The sequence below is a fragment of the Amycolatopsis sp. NPDC004079 genome (assembly GCF_040610415.1).
Lineage (GTDB): Bacteria > Actinomycetota > Actinomycetes > Mycobacteriales > Pseudonocardiaceae > Amycolatopsis > Amycolatopsis halotolerans.
Genome location: NZ_JBEXMH010000013.1, coordinates 35,021 through 50,664, shown reverse-complemented (window position 1 = coordinate 50,664; position 15,644 = coordinate 35,021). Strand labels below are relative to the sequence as shown.

The window sequence follows — 15,644 nt, the reverse complement described above, 5'->3', positions numbered from 1 at the left end:
CGCGAGACGCTAACCCGGCGTGGCACGTGGAACAATGGCCGGGTGGACAGCCGTGATCGCGACGACCAGGGACGGGCGCGCAACGCCCGCCCGCGTGATGGTCTGGGCCGCCCGCTGCCGTATGGGTCCGACGGCGTGCCGCGCCAGCCCGAGGGCGTGCAGCGGACCCCGGCGGAGACCCTGGCGGAGGCGCAGCACCTGCTGGACACCGGCCGCCCGTTCCACGCGCACGAGGTGTTCGAGGACGCTTGGAAGGCAACGGACGGGCCGGAGCGCGAGCTGTGGCGCGGCCTGGCCCAGCTGGCGGTGGGGCTGACGCACGCGTTGCGGGGGAACGGGAACGGAGCGGTCGCGCTGCTGGAGCGGGGTGCGGAGAACATCGCGCCGTTCCGGGCGGAACCTCCGTACGGGGTGGATGTGGCCGGGTTGCAGCAGTGGGCGCAAGCGCTTGCGGGCGAGGCTCGGGAGCGGGTTCGGGTGGTGCCTGAGGTTCCTCGGCTGGCCCGGTAGGCGGGGTTCGGGGCTGCTGGGCTGGGTTTCCGGTTCGGCTGGCTGGCGCGGCTGGGGGAGTTCTTGCTTGCGGCGGAGCTTTCGCCGAGAGTCCGCGGCTCATGCGGTGGGCTTGGCGCGGGATGAGCTGCGGAGGGAATGCGGCTCGCTGGCGGACGAGTGCATTGATCGGTGTGGCGACCGATCGCGAGCTGGGCTGATCCGACGATTTCGGCGGCGAGGCGCGGCGACCGACTGCAAGGCGGGTGGTTCCGGCGGCGCGGTCCGGCTGAGCGATTGATCGCGAAGCGACGTGAGCCGGGGCGGCTTCGGCAGTGCGGTCCGGTGAGGCGGCTCGGCCTGGCGTGCAGTTCCGGCGGTGCGCGTTCGTGCGCGCAAGTGAGTGTCGAACTAGCTAGTCTGGCTGCGCGCAAGCGTTTGCGGAGTGGTCTCAGGGGCCGATTGTTGAACTCGCCGTGCGGGTCGACGAGCTTGCCGACCCGCACGGCGAGATTCAGCGCGGATCAGGCGGCGGGCCAGTTGGCCGACGCGGCTTTTTCCTTCCCGACGGTCGTCGCTTCGCCGTGGCCGGTGCGGACGATCGTTGCGTCGGGGAGGGGGAAGAGGCGGTCGTGGATGGACTTCACGATGGTCGGGTAGTCGGAGTACGAGCGGCCGGTCGCGCCGGGGCCGCCGTGGAACAGGGTGTCTCCGGTGAAGAGGACTTCCAGTTCGGGGCTGTGCAGGCAGACCGCACCGGGGGCGTGGCCGGGGGTGTGCAGCACGGTGAGGTCGGTGCCGGCGACGGTGATGACCTGCCCGTCGGCCAGGTCGCCGTCGGGGGCGCGGTCCGGGTGGGTCAGGTCCCACACGACGCGGTCGGCCGGGTGCAGCAGGATCGGCGCCCCGGTGCGCTCCGCCAGCGCGGGGGCGGCGTTGACGTGGTCGTTGTGCGCGTGGGTGCAGACGATCGCGCGGACTGTGCGGTCTCCGACCACGTCCGCGATGGCGTCCGCGTCGTGGGCGGCGTCGATCACGATCACCTCGGAGCCGTCGCCCACGATCCAGACATTGTTGTCCACGTCCCAGCTGCCGCCGTCGAGCTCGAACACGCCCGACGTGACCAGGTTCTGCACTATCGCCGTCATGCCGCAGACCCTAGTGGCCCGCGAGGCATACCGCCGGTACTTACTTTCGAGTATTCTTACTCGCGGTAAGTTGGCCGCGACGACGGGACTGCTCATGACCGACCCCCGGGATCTGCTCGCCGAACCGCTCAAACTCCAGTGCGGGGCGGTGCTGCCGCATCGGATCGCGAAGTCTGCGCTCAGCGAGCAGCTTGGCGACCGTCGCAACGCGCCTTCCGCCGAGCTCGCGCGGCTGTACCGAACATGGGCGCGCGGGGGTGCTGGACTGCTGGTGACCGGCAACGTGATGGTCGATCCCACGGCGCTCGGCGAACCGCGCAACGTCGCGGTGCCGACCGTGCCTGATCCGGCGGCGTACCGGTCGTGGGCGCAGTCCGTGGACGGGACTGACGCGCAGTTGTGGGTGCAGCTCAACCATCCCGGTCGGCAGAGTCCTCGGTACCTGTCCCGGCAGCCGGTCGCGCCGTCGGCGGTGCCGTTCGGCGATCGAGGGGTGCGGACGGCGTTCGCGCCGCCGCGGGCGTTGACCGGGGACGAGATCGAAGCGGTGGTGGCGAGGTTCGCGGTGTCGGCGCGGGCCTTCGTCGACGCCGGGTTCGCCGGGATCCAGATTCATGGCGCGCACGGGTACCTGATTTCGCAGTTCCTGTCGCCGTTGGTGAATCGTCGCGACGACGAGTGGGGGCGCGACCGCAGTTGGTTCCTGCTTGAGGTGGTGCGTGCGGTTCGGGGCGCGGTGGGGGATCGCGTGCCGGTTTCGGTGAAGCTCAACAGCGCGGATTTCCAGCGCGGCGGCTTCGACGAGGACGAGTCGCTGCGGGTGGTTCGCGCGCTGGGCGAGGCGGGGATCGACCTGCTGGAGATTTCCGGCGGCACCTACGAGCGGGCCGTGATGATGGGGGCCGGTCGGGCGAGCACGCAGCGGCGGGAAGCGTATTTCCTGGACTACGCGGCGAAAGCCCGGCAGATCAGCGACGTCGCGCTGATGGTCACCGGCGGCTTCACCACGGCGGCCGGGATGGCGGAGGCACTGGAATCCGGTGCGCTGGACATGCTCGGGATCGGCCGTCCGTTCACTGTGGACCCCGGTCTGCCCGGACGGCTGCTGGCGGGCGAGGACGTCCGAGCCGAACGGCGGTGCCCGCGTACGGGAATCCGGCTCGCCGACAGCCTGCTCGAGATCCAGTGGCACACCCAGCAGATGCACCGCGTCGCCGCGGGCAAGCCGGTGGACCTCAAGCGCGGCGCGTGGCGGGCGCTGGCCCAGGCCGGGCTCAGCGATCCGCTGAACGCGTTTCGCCGGGTACGCGCGTGAGCCGCCGGTCGACGAGCCGGGCTCCGCTGGCGAGCACGATGAAGAAGACGCCGATGAGCACGCAGTTCAGCGCGACCTGCCCGTAACCGAGATCGTCGGCGTTGACGAACGGGTACGGGTAGTAGCCGTCGATCGCTCCGCGGACGAGCGTGAAAACCAGCCACGCCAAGGGGTAGACGAGCGACCACCAGACGGTGCGCCATTCCAGCACGCGCGGGGCGAATAGCAGCCAGCCGAGCACGCACAGCACCGGGGTGACACGGTGCAGCAAGATGTCCGCGGCGAGGCTGAGCCCATGCAGTTCGTACAGCCCGGCGAGCGCGACCTGGTAGACCACGCCGGTGACCACGATCCCGACGAGCGCGTCGAGCCACAGCACGCGCATCAGCGGCGAGGTGCCGCGTCCGCGAGCGAACGCCGCGCCGGTGACGAGGACGAGAAGGTTCGAGATGATCGTGAAGTAGGTGAACAGGTTCGTCACCCGCCCGCCGAAGCTGGCGTACCGCCCTTGCGCCGGCACCAGCGCGACGATCTGGATCACGAGCGCGGCCAGCACGACGGCCGCGGTCACCCCGAACCACAGCCGGGCCAACGCTTTCGAGGACATGCCGCTGACACTACGGTTCCGGCTCGGTCCGCCCTGCCCGACACGACCGGGATCGATCGCGCCGGGCCGGGTGAACTTGCTCAAGCCGAGCGACTACTGCCCTCCGGAGGCAGTGCTCGGCCGCTGACTACCGCATCACCGCACCGCCTTCACCAAGGCAGGCACGAAGACCGACGCGTCGACCGTGCCCCAGCCGCTCGCGATGTCGTAGCCCGGACCGGCCTTGAATCCTTCGACGTCCCACTGGCTGTTGTCGCCCTTGGTGACGTCGACGATTCCGGCCGCGGTGCCCTTCGGGCCCAGTTTCGAGTACAGCGCCGGGTTGATCTGGCCCAGCCGGCCGTGGTTGGCCTGCACCGCCAACGCCAGCACGCCCGCGAACAACGGTGCCGACTGCGACGTGCCCTGGACGCCTTCCATGCTGATGTCCGGGTACGACCGCATCGTGCTGCCGGTGATCTTCTTGACGTGGTTCTGCCAGGACGGCCGCGCGTACGCCTTCGACAGGCCCGCGCCCTCGCTGAACCCGTTGTCCGCGGCGTTGACCAGGTCGTCGGGCTGGGTGCGGACGCCGTTCGCGTCCAGGTGCAGCTGGGTGCCGCCGAGCGTGGTGACGTTCGGGTCGCTGGCGGGCCAGCTCGCCACGCGGTACGGATACCTGCCGGGGCCTTGCAGGTACGCCCCGGTCGGGCCGTCGTCACCGGACGACGCCACCAGCGTGACGCCCGCCTTGCTCGCCCGCTCCAGCGCCGGGTCGAGGGTCTTGATCGACTCGAGCGACGGGAAGTTCTCCTCGGTGGTGCCGAAGCTCATCGAGACCACGTCGGCGATGCGGTGCTCGGTCATGTAGTCGACGGCGTGCATCATTTCCGGCAATCCGGCGAAGCCCTGCGTCTCGGCGACCGGAGTGGCCGCGACGACGATCTTCGCGGCCGGGGCCATCGCGTGCATCATCGTGACGTCGAGGTCGGTTTCCCCGCCCCACGACTGGCAGGCGGCGGTGTCCACTCCCGGATCGGTGCACGCGGGCACCGCGCCGGACGGCTGCAGCACCTCGACGTTCGCCGGCGGCAGGCCGTGCTGGCGCGAGTACTCGTCCAGGACCTGCTTGACCTTGTCGTCGCCGAACGACACCAGCGTGGCCACGGTGGACCCGGCGCCGGTGATGCCCTGGTTCCACAGTTTCGTGGCGTTGTACGCGCCGCTTTCCTTCGGCAGCTTGGCCATCGCCGCGTTGAGCCGCGCCACCCGCTCGGACACGGTGGTCGCGCCGACGAACGACTGCGCGGCGGCCGAGAAGTGGTGTCGGGACGGCTGCGGCGGCGCCGGCGCGGCACTGGCCGGTGCCGCCACCACGGTGGCGGCGAGCGCCACGCCCGCCAGCAGGGTCATCGGCCGCCCGAATCCCCGGACGGCTGATTTCACCCGGAACGTCATGCTTTTCTCCTATCGACACAGGCCAGTGCTCTCACTCTCGGGTACGCGGCCACGGGTGCGACATCAACTTTCGTCGGGCGTTTTCCTGAGTACGGCGGGGAAAACTGCCTGATGTCCGTAATGTGCCCACTCATCCGGAGGGCCTGCCGGGCGATCATCCGGACGCCTCCTCGGAACCGGTCTGTTCTTCAGGGCTCGCGGAATCAGGCTGCCCTTCGGAACCGGATTGCCCCTCGGAACCGGGCTGCCCCGAGGACCCGGCACTTCCCGCGACGCCGGGTCGCTCCGCCTGGCCGGACTCCTCCGCCGGACGGCTGCCGCGCAGCAACCCCCGGACGGTGTCGATGGTGTCCGCCTCGCCGGGTTCCTTGTCCGGCCGATACCGCACCACCCGCGCGAACCGCAGCGCCAGCCCGCCCGGATACCGCGTGCTGACCTGAGCCCCGTCCAGCTCGATCTCGACCACCGTCTCCGGCCGCACGTGGACGGTCCACCGGTCGCGGTGCGACTCGATCTCCTGGAACCGCTCGGTCTGCCAGGCCAGCAGCTCGTCGGTGAGGCCCTTGAACGTCTTGCCCACCATGATCGGCGGCCCGCCGTCCGGGTCGCGCGCGCCGAGGTGCAGGTTCGACAGTTTCCCAGTGCGCCGTCCGTGGCCCCACTCCGCCGCCAGCACCACCAGATCGATGGTGTGCACCGGTTTCACCTTGAGCCACGCGCGCCCGCGCCGCCCGGCCGCGTAGCTCGAATCGAGGTCCTTCACCATTACGCCTTCGTGCCCGGCGTCCATCGCCGCCTCAAGCACCGCGGCCGGTGATTCCGGCCGGACCGAGCCGGGGATCACGTGTTCGCCCGCCACCCGGCGCAGCGCCTCGTTGCGCTCGGACAGCGGCGCGTCGAGCAGATCGACCCCGTCCAGATGCAGGCAGTCGAAGAAGTACGGCCGCAGCAGCAACGCCCGCACCTGCTCGTCCCGCGTGCTGCCGAACCGGCTCATCGTTTCCTGGAACGGCCGCGGCCGCCCGTCGTCGGTGAGCGCGAGGGTTTCGCCGTCCAGCACCACCGATTCGCACGGCAGCGCTCGCACCAGATCGACCAATTCGCCTACGCTGCCGGTGATTTCGCGCAGCGTGCGCGTGTACACGTGCACTTCCGCACCGAGGCGGTGCACCTGGATCCGCGCACCGTCCATTTTGTACTCGACGATCGCGTTCCCGTGCTCCGCCGCGGCTTCCGCCAGGGACTCCGCCGGTGATGCGAGCATCGGCCGCACCGGACGGCCCAGCTCCAGTCCGAACTCCGCGAGCGCCGCCGCGCCCCCGGTCAGCGCTGCCTGCCCGGTGACCGGCAACCGGCCGGACAGCATGAACGCTCGCCGAACCAGTTCGACCTCCACCTCGGCCGCCGCCGCGACCGCGTCGACCATCACGCCTTCCAGCGCGCCCTGCCGCAGCTCCCCGGTGACGAGCCGGAACACGAATTCCTGCTCGGCACGGGTCAGCCGGGAGAACAAAGCGGTGAGCACCTCGGCTCGCCGCTTGACCGACCCCGCGCCCGTCGCGGCCGCGACGTCCGTGAGCGCGACGTCGACCTCCGCCACCGAGACGGCAGCCGCGGCCGCGGGTTCGACAGCGAGGTCGGCGAGCGTGCGCCAGCCGGCGCCGAGCCGGTCCTGCGCCGTCTGCCCGGTGAGATACGCGATCACCGCGGGCAGTTCGCCGGGTTCGGCCGCGCGCAGCACAGCGGCCAGCACGGCGATCTTCGTTTTCCGTGACCGCGTGGCCGCCAGTTCGGCGGAGGCGGTGACGAGGTCGGTGAACAACACCCGGCCATCATCGCCCCCGCCACCGACAAAAACTCCCGCCCTGGCCTCGACCGGGTGAAAAACAGCTGGTCAGGCATCCGGACGAGTGCAGTACTGGTCCAGCAGCCCCTGTTTCGTCACACACGGCGTGTATCCTGCGTCCTGCAGTTCCGCCCGCGCCGTGCTGCTGCGCAGGTAGTCGATGAACTGCTTCAGCAGCGAGTCGTTCTCCGGCACGCCCTTGGTGTAGAAGTACTCCACCGTCCAGAAGCGATAGCCAGCGTCGATGCTGGTCACGTCGGGGTAGCGGTCGTCGAGTTTCGCCATGGTGATCCGGCCGCCGTTGGCCGCCGCGATCTTGGCCGCGGGCACGTCCGCGTAGCCGATCGCGCCGGGGGCGTCGCCGACGGCGCGCAGCAGGTCGTCGGTCGTGCCGCGTTCGCAGCGCACCACCGCGGCGTGCGGGTCGCGGGTCGGCGTCCGGCAGTCGTCCGAGGACAGTCCCGGCTCGGCCGTGCCCAGCACTTTCTCCTCGAAAGTCTTGCGCGTACCCGATTCCTGCCCGCGTCCGACGACCCGGATCGGGACCGGCGGACCGTCGCGCAGCTGCGCCCAGTTGGTGTATTTCCCGCTGAAGATGCCGCGCACCTGCTCGCCGCTCAGATGGTCGACGCCCACGGATTTGTTCACTACCAGGCTGTACACGAGCACAGCGACGGGTTGTGTGACCAGATCCGGTCCGGCGTCGGAAGCCTTGCCGTCGGACAGCACTGCCAGGCTGTCCTTTTGTTCTGCTGGCAACGGTCCCAGCTCGCGCATCGCGGACACGCTCCCGACCGCCTGCGTCGCGATCGTCGAGCCGGGACACTGTCCCTGGTACTCCGCCGCGATGCCCTTCATGATTGGTGCGAACGCACTGGATCCGTGCACCGCAAGGGATCCTTTGCCACATCCAGGCTCGGAGCCGCGCGACACCGCGACGAGGAGCATGCTCAGCAATGCTCCGGTCAGCAGCACTCCGATCGCTCCCGTGACGACCGGCCACGACAGCCAGCGTTGTTTGCGCTCGTCTTTGATCCGGCCGCCGCTGAGCCGTCCGGTGACGTCCAGTTCCTTGGAAAGCGGCCCGCCTCGCCAGTCGTCCGGCTCGCGCAGGACGACGACGAGTTTGAACTTTTCCCGCCGCTTCAACGAAAGCTGTTCGAGGCGTACACCGTGCCACTGCGGCGCTGGTGCGGCCGGGGCGTCGTTTTGCCGCAGCAGAGCGGAAATTCGCTGCGGCAGCAATGCCCGCACTCCGGACAGTCGCGCGGTTCCGGGATCTGGCGTAGGCTGATCATGAGTAAAGAATTCAAGTCCGTTCCGGACCACTTCACGCAACCCGTCCCTGGCGTCGGACACGCGCGCGTCCCAGACCACCCTCCGCCCGAAGGTGAACTGCAGCGGGTGTTCCCAGTCGTCCGGGCCGATGTCGAAGCTGCCGGTGTTGCGGATGCGGATCACGACGACGCTGAGCGGTTCCAGCAGCTGCACGGTGCGCACGAGCTCCGGATCCGCTTGCACCGCACCGTTGTCCGAATCGCTGAGCGTAACTGGATTGAGGCCGATTTTGGAGTTGTAGAGTTCCCGGTAGATGACGCGCCTGCGGCGGATGACGTAGCGGTCGATGATCGGCGCGAGGATCGTCGCGCCCGCGACGACGGCGATCGGCACGAGGCCGCGGCTGGACGTGAGCACGTCGGCGAGTGTGCGCACTATTTCCCCGAAGCTCACGGTGATCCCCCTGCCCCCGCTTCCGAGACTGTCCACACTAAGCGTCAGTCGCGGGACCCCTCCCGGGTGCACGAGGTGTTCACCTGCGGTTCAATCAGCCGACGCGATCCGCTCCACGGCGGCGCGCAGCCGGTCCGGCGGGAGCGCGGCATAACCGAGCACGAGACCCGGATATCCCGCCGCGGTATGGGAATAAGTCGACAAGGCAGGGGTATGCACGCCTGCTGCGGCGAGCTTTTCCCGCAGCTGTACGTCATCGGTGCCGTCCGGGAGGCGGACGACCAGGTGCAGTCCAGCGGCGATCCCGACCGGCTGCCACTGCGGAAGGTGCTGCGTTATGGCTTCGATAAGCGCGTCGCGACGGGCCCGGTACAGGCGTCGGGTGCGGCGCAGATGCCGGTCGTAACCACCGGTGGCGATCAGATGCGCGAGCGCGGCTTGCGGGAGCGGCGGACAACCGAGGTCGTGCATTTCCTTGACCCGGGCCACGGCGTCGCGCAGCCGTCGTGGCGGAATGAGCCAGCCGATCCGCAACGCTGGCGCGAGCACTTTGCTGACGCTGCCGATGTAGGCGACGTGATCCGGCGCGAGTGCGCGCATCGCGCCGAGGGCGGGGCGGTCGTAGCGATGCTCGGCGTCGTAGTCGTCTTCCAGGATGAGCCCGCCGGTTTCCGCCGCCCAGGACAGCAGGTGCCGACGGCGTTCCGGATGCAGCGCAACGCCGAGCGGAAACTGGTGCGCGGCGGTCACGAGCACGATTGAACAGTCTGAAGTGGACAGCGCGTCGACGTTGATGCCCTTGTCGTCGACTGGAATCCCGACGGGCTGCAGCCCGTGGTCGCGCAGCAGGACGGCTTGGCCGTGGTGGCTCGGGTCCTCGACGGCGATGCGCTGGTCCGGCAAGGCGTCGGCCAGCAGCGACAACGCTTCCGCGGCCCCGCTGGTGATCACGATATCGTCCGGGTTCGTCGGCAACGCCCGGACTCGGCCGAGGTAGGCGGCCAGTTCCGCGCGCAACGCCGGATGGCCGGTCGGATCGGGGTAGCCGAGGCCGAGGTCAGGCGTCGCGTTCAGGGCTTCTCGTTCGGCGGCAAGCCATTCGGCGCGCGGGAAGGCGGACAATGCGGGCAGCCCAGGGCGGAGGTCGAACTCCCAGGTCGGCGATTTAGTCGCACTGACGCGAGGATTTGGCGCGGGGTCGTCGATCGGCGCGACGCGGGTGCCTGAGCCGTGTTTGCTCAGCAGGTAGCCCTCGGCGGTGAGTTGCTCGTACAGCGCGGTGACGGTGCCGCGCGCGACCCCGAGTTGGCGCGCGAGATCGCGGCTCGACGGCAGCCGGGTGCCGACAGCCAGCCGTCCAGTGCGGATCGCGTCGCGCAACGCGGCCTCGATGGCGCGACCCCGGCGTCCTCCGGCAGCGGCGGGCAGCAGCAGCTCGCGGATCGTTTCCACGGCCATGACGGTACGGCTAAGTGGTCCAGTTAGGCCAGTGTCGAGTGGTCCTTCTGAATAGACCACTCGCGGCTGAAGACTGAGCTGCGTGAAACGGTCGATGGTGCTTTCAGGGGTGGCCGGCGCGGTGCTGGTCGGCGGATCGGTGCCGGTCACCGGCATGCTGGACGGGTATCCGGTGATCACCGGGCAGGCGTTGCGATACGCGCTGGGCGGCCTTCTGCTGCTCGGCTGGGCGAAGGTCACGCGCAGCCCGCTGCCGCGGCCGAAACTCGGCGATCTGCCGACTTTGCTCGGCCTCGCCGCGACCGGGATGATCGGGTTTCAGGCCTGTCTGCTGCTGGCCCAGCGTTACGCGGAACCCAGTGCGGTAGCGGCGTTTCTCGGGGCCAGCCCACTCGTGCTCGCGCTGATCGCGCCGATGCTCGACGGTCGCCGTCCGTCCGCCGCGCCAGTCGTCGGATCGGTACTGGCCGGGCTCGGCATCGTGGTCCTGTCCGGCGGCGGATCCGCTTCCGCGCCGGGGTTGTCGCTGGCCGCGCTGGCGATGTTGTGCGAAGCGTCGTTCACGCTGCTCGCAGTGGGATTGCTGCGCCGGCTCGGTCCGTTGGCCACCTCGACGTGGGGCTGTTTCACCGCTGCGGCAAGCGGTTCCGTGGTCGGGACGGTGGTCGATCCGGCTGGAGCCTGGCAGTGGCCGAACGCACGCGAACTCGTCGCGTTGCTGTTGCTGGCCGTCGTGGTGACCGCGGTGGCTTTCGTGCTCTGGTACAGCTGCGTCGTGGAGCTGGGCGCGGACCGGGCGGGCGTGCTGATCGGGCTGATGCCGGTGTCCGGGCTGGCCGTCGCGGTGTTGATCGGCGCGCAACGGTTCGAGCTCAAGGACCTGGCCGGTGTCGCTCTGGTTGCTGCTGGAGTCGCATGTGGACTGTGGAAGCGCGAAGCGGCTCGCCCGGAATTGTCCGAACGAGCCGCTGCGGTCGGTTGAGCGCTACTTGCCGCCGCGTGCCATCCGCAGCACGTCGAGCGCCTCGTCGAGCTGCGCTTCGGTGAGCTTGCCGTCGCGGACGTACCCGCGCTCCAGCACGACCTCGCGGATCGTCTTGAGTTCCTTGAGCGCCTGCTTCGCCACCGCGGCCGCTTCCTCGTAGCCGATGTACTTGTTGAGCGGCGTGACGATCGACGGCGAGCCCTCGGCGTACTGCCGCGCGCGCTCGGCGTTCGCGGTGACCCCGGCGAACACCTTGTCCGCCAGCAGCCGCGAGACGGCCGCGAGCAGCCGCGCCGATTCGAGCACATTGCGTGCGATGACCGGCAGGTTCACGTTGAGCTGGAAGTTGCCCGCCGCACCGGCGAACGCGACCGCCGCGTCGTTGCCGACGACCTGCGCGACGACCTGCAGCGTCGCCTCCGGGATGACCGGGTTGACCTTGCCCGGCATGATCGACGAACCCGGCTGGAGGTCCGGCAGCGCCAGCTCGGCCAGCCCGGTGCGCGGGCCGGAACCCAGCCAGCGCAGGTCGTTAGCGATCTTGTTCAGCGACACCGCGACCGTGCGCAGGTGCCCGGAGGTCTCGACCACGCTGTCCTGCGTCGCCTGCGCCTCGAAGTGGTTGCGTGCCTCGGTGAGCGGCAACCCGGTGATCTGCGCCAGCTCGGCCGACACAGCCGCGCCGAAGCCGTCCGGCGCGTTCAGGCCGGAGCCGACCGCGGTGCCGCCGATCGGCAGTTCGCCCAGCCGCGGCAGACCGGACTGCAGCCGCTCGATGCCGAAGCGGATCTGCGCGGCCCACGCGCCGGCCTCCTGGCCGAGCGTGATCGGCACGGCGTCCATCAGGTGCGTGCGGCCGGACTTGACGACGTCGTTCCACTCCTCGGCGCGCGCCTCGATCGCGCCGGCGAGGTGCTCCAGCGCCGGGACGACGTCGGTGAGGACAGCCTCGGCGGCGGCGACGTGGATCGTCGTCGGGAAGGTGTCGTTTGAGGACTGCGACGCGTTGACGTGGTCGTTCGGGTGCACGTCGCGGCCGAGCGCGCGGGTGGCCAGCGTCGCGATGACCTCGTTCGCGTTCATGTTGGACGACGTGCCCGAACCGGTCTGGAAGACGTCGATCGGGAAGTGCTCGTCGTGCTTGCCCTCGGCGACCTCGTCGGCTGCCTTGGCGATCGCGTCGGCGACGTCGGCGTCCAGGACGCCGAGGCGCGCGTTCACGCGGGCGGCGGCGGCCTTCAACAGGCCCAGCGCGCGGATCTGGGCGCGCTCGAGACCGCGGCCGGAGATGGGGAAGTTCTCGACGGCACGCTGCGTCTGCGCGCGGTAGAGCGCGTCGACCGGGACGCGGACCTCACCCATCGTGTCGTGTTCGATCCGGTATTCCTGTTCAGCCATACCCCCGATTCTGGCCCCGATTCCGTTTTCTGGCCGGGTGTTGTCGCCCACCCCGGTACGCTCGGTTGTGTTCTCGATCACCGCCACCCACCACTGGCATGGAGCGAGCCTCATGGATTACGACCTCGTCGTCATCGGAGCCGGTCCCACCGGCCTCTTCGCCGCCTACTACGCGGGATTCCGCGGCCTCTCGATGGCCGTCGTCGATTCGCTGCCCGAACCGGGCGGCCAGGTCACCGCGATGTATCCGGAGAAGATGATCTACGACGTCGGCGGGTTCGCCGCGGTCCGCGGCCGGGATCTCGTGCGGGGACTGGTGGACCAGGTCGCGCCGTGGAAGCCGGACTACCTGCTCGGCCGCAAGGCGGAGAAGCTGGAGAGCGCCGGGGACGGCTTGGAACTGACCCTCGACGGCGGCGACGTGCTGCGCGCGGGCGCGGTCCTGATCACCGCGGGCATCGGCGAGTTCACGCCGCGTCCGCTGCCCGCCGGGGACGGCTGGCTAGGCAGGGGGATGGTCCATTTCGTCCCGTCGCTCGCGGCCCACGAGGGCCAGCACGTCGTTGTGGTCGGCGGCGGGGATTCGGCGTTCGACTGGTGCCTGGCGCTGCATCCGGTCGCGGCGAGCGTGACGCTCGTGCACCGCCGCGCGAAGTTCCGGGCCGCGGAATCGATCGTGCGGCAGGTACGGGAGCTGGGCGTGCGGTTGGTGACCGATGCGGAGGTGTCCCGATTTGTCGAGGCCCCCGATGGTTCTTTGACGGCGGTCGACGTGGCGGTGAAGGGCGGCGCGGACGAACAGCTGCGCGCGGACGCTGTGGTCGCGGCGTTGGGGTTCACTGCGGATTTGGGGCCGATTGAGAGCTGGGGGTTGGAAATCGATCACCGGGCGATTTCGGTGGACTCGACAATGGCCACCGCGCGGCCGCGCGTTTATGCGGCGGGGGATGTGGCGGCGTATCCGGGGAAGGTGAAGCTGATCGCGACCGGGTTCGGGGAGGCGGCTACGGCGGTGAACAATATCGCGGTGGCGTTGAATCCGGAGGCACATTTGTTCCCGGGGCATTCGAGCAACGTCGAGTGACGCCGTAGAGGGTGACTCGTGAAGAGGCGCAGAGCGACGGCCCTGCTGGAAGACTTGCTGGGTCGAGTGGGCGGAGACGAGTGGCCGGTGTGTCTCGTGGAAGCCGTCTAAGTCTTCGGTTCGTATGCGCGAGGTGCGAAGGAGCTAGGAGATGTCGATGTCATCGTCGACTTCAACCGGGATATGAGGTGGTCCAGTCACTTCGTCCACTGCATGGCTTATGGGAAGAACCCGTTAACTATCGTCAATAGAGCACTGAAAGGGAACTCTCGAAGCGTCTCGACAAGAGCTCCGGTCGTTAACGTCGAGCGAATCAGCCGGTCTTCTCCGCGATCCAAGGCTGATACGCCACCGCCGACGTCGCGATCGACGGAGCCGATGCGCACGTCGACGAGCGGTTCCCCGGGCGGCTGACCATCCCCGCCAGCACCCACCGGTCGCCGTCGCGGACCAGTTCCGGGCCGCCGGAATCGCCGTAGCACGAGCCGGATCCGCCGGGGCTTTCCGTGCACAGTTCGGAGGTTCCGTCGAACGTCGCCGTGCATTTCGCGCCCGGTACCAGTTGCGTGTCGAGTTGGCGCAACGACTTCGAGACCGGCCCGCAATTCGGCGTCGCGCACGTCTGGCCCCAGCCGATTACCCGGACCGCCGTGCCCGGTGCGGCCGAACCGCCGATCGCGATCGGCGCGGCCCGCACCGGTGCGGTCAGCCGGATCAGGCCGACGTCGCCGGTTTGCGTTTCGGCGTTGAAATGCGGGTGCAGCACGAATTCCGCCGCTTTCGGCGTTTCCCCGCCCGCGTCCGCGTCGTTGCTGCCGACGCGCAGCCCGATCGTCGCCGGGTCCTTCGCGGACAGGCAGTGCGCCGCGGTGACCACCCAGGTCGGCGTGATCAGCGAGCCTCCGCAGAACAGCGCGCCGCCCGAGGTGTGCAGGGACACCGCGAACGGGTACGGCTGGTCCGCGTCGGTTCCGCCGACGATCGACGGCACAGCGGGCCCGGCCGAAGCGCTGCCCGCGCTGAGCACGACTCCGGCGAGGACGGTCAGCGCCAGCGCGAACAGCCGTTTCGACACCGGGAACTCCTTGGCGGATCAGGGAAGCGGAGGCACCGCGCGCTCGTCGAGGTCGAGGTTGCCGTCGAAGTTGACGGACGAGTACGCCCGCAGCTTCTCGAGCCGGTGGTAGCCGTCGATCATTCTGACCGTCCCGGACTTGGACCGCATGACGATCGACTGCGTCGTCGCGCCGCCCGCCCGGTAGTGGACGCCGCGCAGCAGGTCGCCGTCGGTGACGCCGGTCGCGCAGAAGAACACGTTGTCGCCGGTGACCAGGTCGTCGTTGAGCAGGATCCGGTCAAGGTCGTGGCCGGCGGCGAGCGCCTTCTCGCGCTCCGCGTCGTCCTTCGGCCACAGCCGGCCCTGCAGTTCGCCGCCGAGGCACTTCATCGCGCACGCGGCGATGATGCCCTCGGGCGTGCCGCCGATGCCGAGCAGCATGTCGACGCCGGTGGTCGGCCGGGCCGCGGCGATCGCGCCCGCGACGTCGCCGTCGGAGATGAACCGGATCCGGGCTCCCGCCTCGCGGACCTCCTTGATCAGCTGGTCGTGCCGCGGCCGGTCGAGGATGCAGACCGTCACGTCGCTGACGCTGGAGTTCTTCGCCTTCGCCACGCGCCGGATGTTCTCCGCGACCGGGGCGGAGATGTCCACCTTGCCCGCCGCGTCCGGGCCGACGGCCAGCTTCTCCATGTAGAACACCGCGGACGGGTCGAACATCGCGCCGCGCTCGGCGACCGCGAGCACGGCCAGCGCGTTCGGCATGCCCTTCGCCATGAGCGTGGTGCCGTCGACCGGGTCGACCGCGACGTCGCAGTCCGGACCGTCGCCGTTGCCGACCTCTTCGCCGTTGAACAGCATCGGCGCTTCGTCCTTCTCACCCTCGCCGATGACGACGACGCCGCGCATCGAGACGGTGGAGACGAGCTGGCGCATCGCGTCGACGGCAGCCCCGTCGCCGCCGATCTTGTCGCCTCGGCCGACCCAGCGGCCGGCCGCCATCGCGGCTGCCTCGGTCACCCGCACCAGTTCCATGGCGAGGTTGCGATCAGGCGCTTCGCGTCGGCTGCGGTCACTGGCGGTGGTCAT

The 15,644-nt window shown here is 69.6% G+C and carries 13 protein-coding genes; 4 read left to right on the top strand and 9 right to left on the bottom strand.

The features are described 5' to 3' along the window. Positions 1–42: 42 nt before the first annotated feature. Entirely contained in the window at positions 43–510 is a 468-nt protein-coding gene (locus tag ABZX37_RS16240) for a DUF309 domain-containing protein (RefSeq protein ID WP_354740147.1), read from the top strand. Between the two features lie 503 nt (positions 511–1,013). Here the strand turns inward: ABZX37_RS16240 and ABZX37_RS16235 are convergent. After that, on the bottom strand, positions 1,014–1,637 hold the full coding sequence (locus tag ABZX37_RS16235; protein WP_354740145.1) for an MBL fold metallo-hydrolase: 624 nt from the start codon (positions 1,635–1,637) through the stop codon (positions 1,014–1,016). A 94-nt stretch (positions 1,638–1,731) separates the two neighbouring features. Between ABZX37_RS16235 and ABZX37_RS16230 the strand changes: the two genes are divergently transcribed. Beyond that, positions 1,732–2,952, top strand: a complete 1,221-nt coding sequence (locus tag ABZX37_RS16230) for an NADH:flavin oxidoreductase/NADH oxidase family protein (protein ID WP_354740143.1) — start codon at positions 1,732–1,734, stop codon at positions 2,950–2,952. Here the strand turns inward: ABZX37_RS16230 and ABZX37_RS16225 are convergent. From ABZX37_RS16225 to ABZX37_RS16205, 5 genes are all read right to left on the bottom strand, one after another. Continuing rightward, positions 2,912–3,559, bottom strand: coding sequence for a Pr6Pr family membrane protein (locus ABZX37_RS16225; RefSeq protein WP_354740141.1), 648 nt, complete (start codon positions 3,557–3,559; stop codon positions 2,912–2,914). The two genes, ABZX37_RS16230 and ABZX37_RS16225, sit on opposite strands and share 41 nt — an antisense overlap. Before the next feature lie 135 nt (positions 3,560–3,694). Next, positions 3,695–4,996 (bottom strand): S53 family peptidase, encoded by a 1,302-nt coding sequence (locus tag ABZX37_RS16220; RefSeq protein ID WP_354740140.1) that lies wholly within the window; start codon positions 4,994–4,996, stop codon positions 3,695–3,697. Between the two features lie 154 nt (positions 4,997–5,150). Further along, complete coding sequence (locus ABZX37_RS16215) at positions 5,151–6,821, bottom strand: ATP-dependent DNA ligase (RefSeq protein WP_354740139.1); 1,671 nt, start codon at positions 6,819–6,821, stop codon at positions 5,151–5,153. Positions 6,822–6,890: 69 nt separating this feature from the next. Beyond that, positions 6,891–8,537, bottom strand: coding sequence for a substrate-binding domain-containing protein (locus tag ABZX37_RS16210; RefSeq protein ID WP_354740138.1), 1,647 nt, complete (start codon positions 8,535–8,537; stop codon positions 6,891–6,893). 126 nt (positions 8,538–8,663) lie between these two features. Beyond that, entirely contained in the window at positions 8,664–10,031 is a 1,368-nt protein-coding gene (locus ABZX37_RS16205) for a PLP-dependent aminotransferase family protein (RefSeq protein WP_354740137.1), read from the bottom strand. Positions 10,032–10,113: 82 nt separating this feature from the next. Between ABZX37_RS16205 and ABZX37_RS16200 the strand changes: the two genes are divergently transcribed. After that, positions 10,114–11,013 carry a DMT family transporter gene (locus ABZX37_RS16200; RefSeq protein WP_354740136.1) on the top strand — a complete coding sequence of 300 codons (900 nt, stop codon included), beginning with the start codon at positions 10,114–10,116 and terminating at the stop codon, positions 11,011–11,013. Between the two features lie 3 nt (positions 11,014–11,016). Here ABZX37_RS16200 and ABZX37_RS16195 read toward each other — a convergent pair whose 3' ends face one another. Further along, complete coding sequence (locus ABZX37_RS16195; RefSeq protein WP_354740134.1) at positions 11,017–12,414, bottom strand: class II fumarate hydratase; 1,398 nt, start codon at positions 12,412–12,414, stop codon at positions 11,017–11,019. Positions 12,415–12,526: 112 nt separating this feature from the next. Here ABZX37_RS16195 and ABZX37_RS16190 point away from each other — a divergent pair, with 112 nt between their 5' ends. Next, entirely contained in the window at positions 12,527–13,498 is a 972-nt protein-coding gene (locus ABZX37_RS16190; RefSeq protein ID WP_354740132.1) for an NAD(P)/FAD-dependent oxidoreductase, read from the top strand. Between the two features lie 313 nt (positions 13,499–13,811). Here the strand turns inward: ABZX37_RS16190 and ABZX37_RS16185 are convergent, their stop codons facing one another. Beyond that, a complete protein-coding gene (locus ABZX37_RS16185) occupies positions 13,812–14,573 on the bottom strand; it encodes a serine protease (RefSeq protein ID WP_354740130.1) in 762 nt (253 codons plus the stop codon). 18 nt (positions 14,574–14,591) lie between these two features. Beyond that, entirely contained in the window at positions 14,592–15,644 is a 1,053-nt protein-coding gene (gene glpX, locus ABZX37_RS16180; protein ID WP_354740128.1) for a class II fructose-bisphosphatase, read from the bottom strand.

Coding starts and splice junctions, on each gene's coding strand:
- ABZX37_RS16230 (WP_354740143.1), top strand. CDS start 1,732: ATGACCGACCCCCGGGATCTGCTCGCCGAACCGCTCAAACTCCAGTGC.
- ABZX37_RS16190 (WP_354740132.1), top strand. CDS start 12,527: ATGGATTACGACCTCGTCGTCATCGGAGCCGGTCCCACCGGCCTCTTC.
- ABZX37_RS16195 (WP_354740134.1), bottom strand. CDS start 12,414: ATGGCTGAACAGGAATACCGGATCGAACACGACACGATGGGTGAGGTC.
- ABZX37_RS16220 (WP_354740140.1), bottom strand. CDS start 4,996: ATGACGTTCCGGGTGAAATCAGCCGTCCGGGGATTCGGGCGGCCGATG.
- ABZX37_RS16235 (WP_354740145.1), bottom strand. CDS start 1,637: ATGACGGCGATAGTGCAGAACCTGGTCACGTCGGGCGTGTTCGAGCTC.
- ABZX37_RS16225 (WP_354740141.1), bottom strand. CDS start 3,559: ATGTCCTCGAAAGCGTTGGCCCGGCTGTGGTTCGGGGTGACCGCGGCC.
- glpX (WP_354740128.1), bottom strand. CDS start 15,644: ATGACCACCGCCAGTGACCGCAGCCGACGCGAAGCGCCTGATCGCAAC.
- ABZX37_RS16205 (WP_354740137.1), bottom strand. CDS start 10,031: ATGGCCGTGGAAACGATCCGCGAGCTGCTGCTGCCCGCCGCTGCCGGA.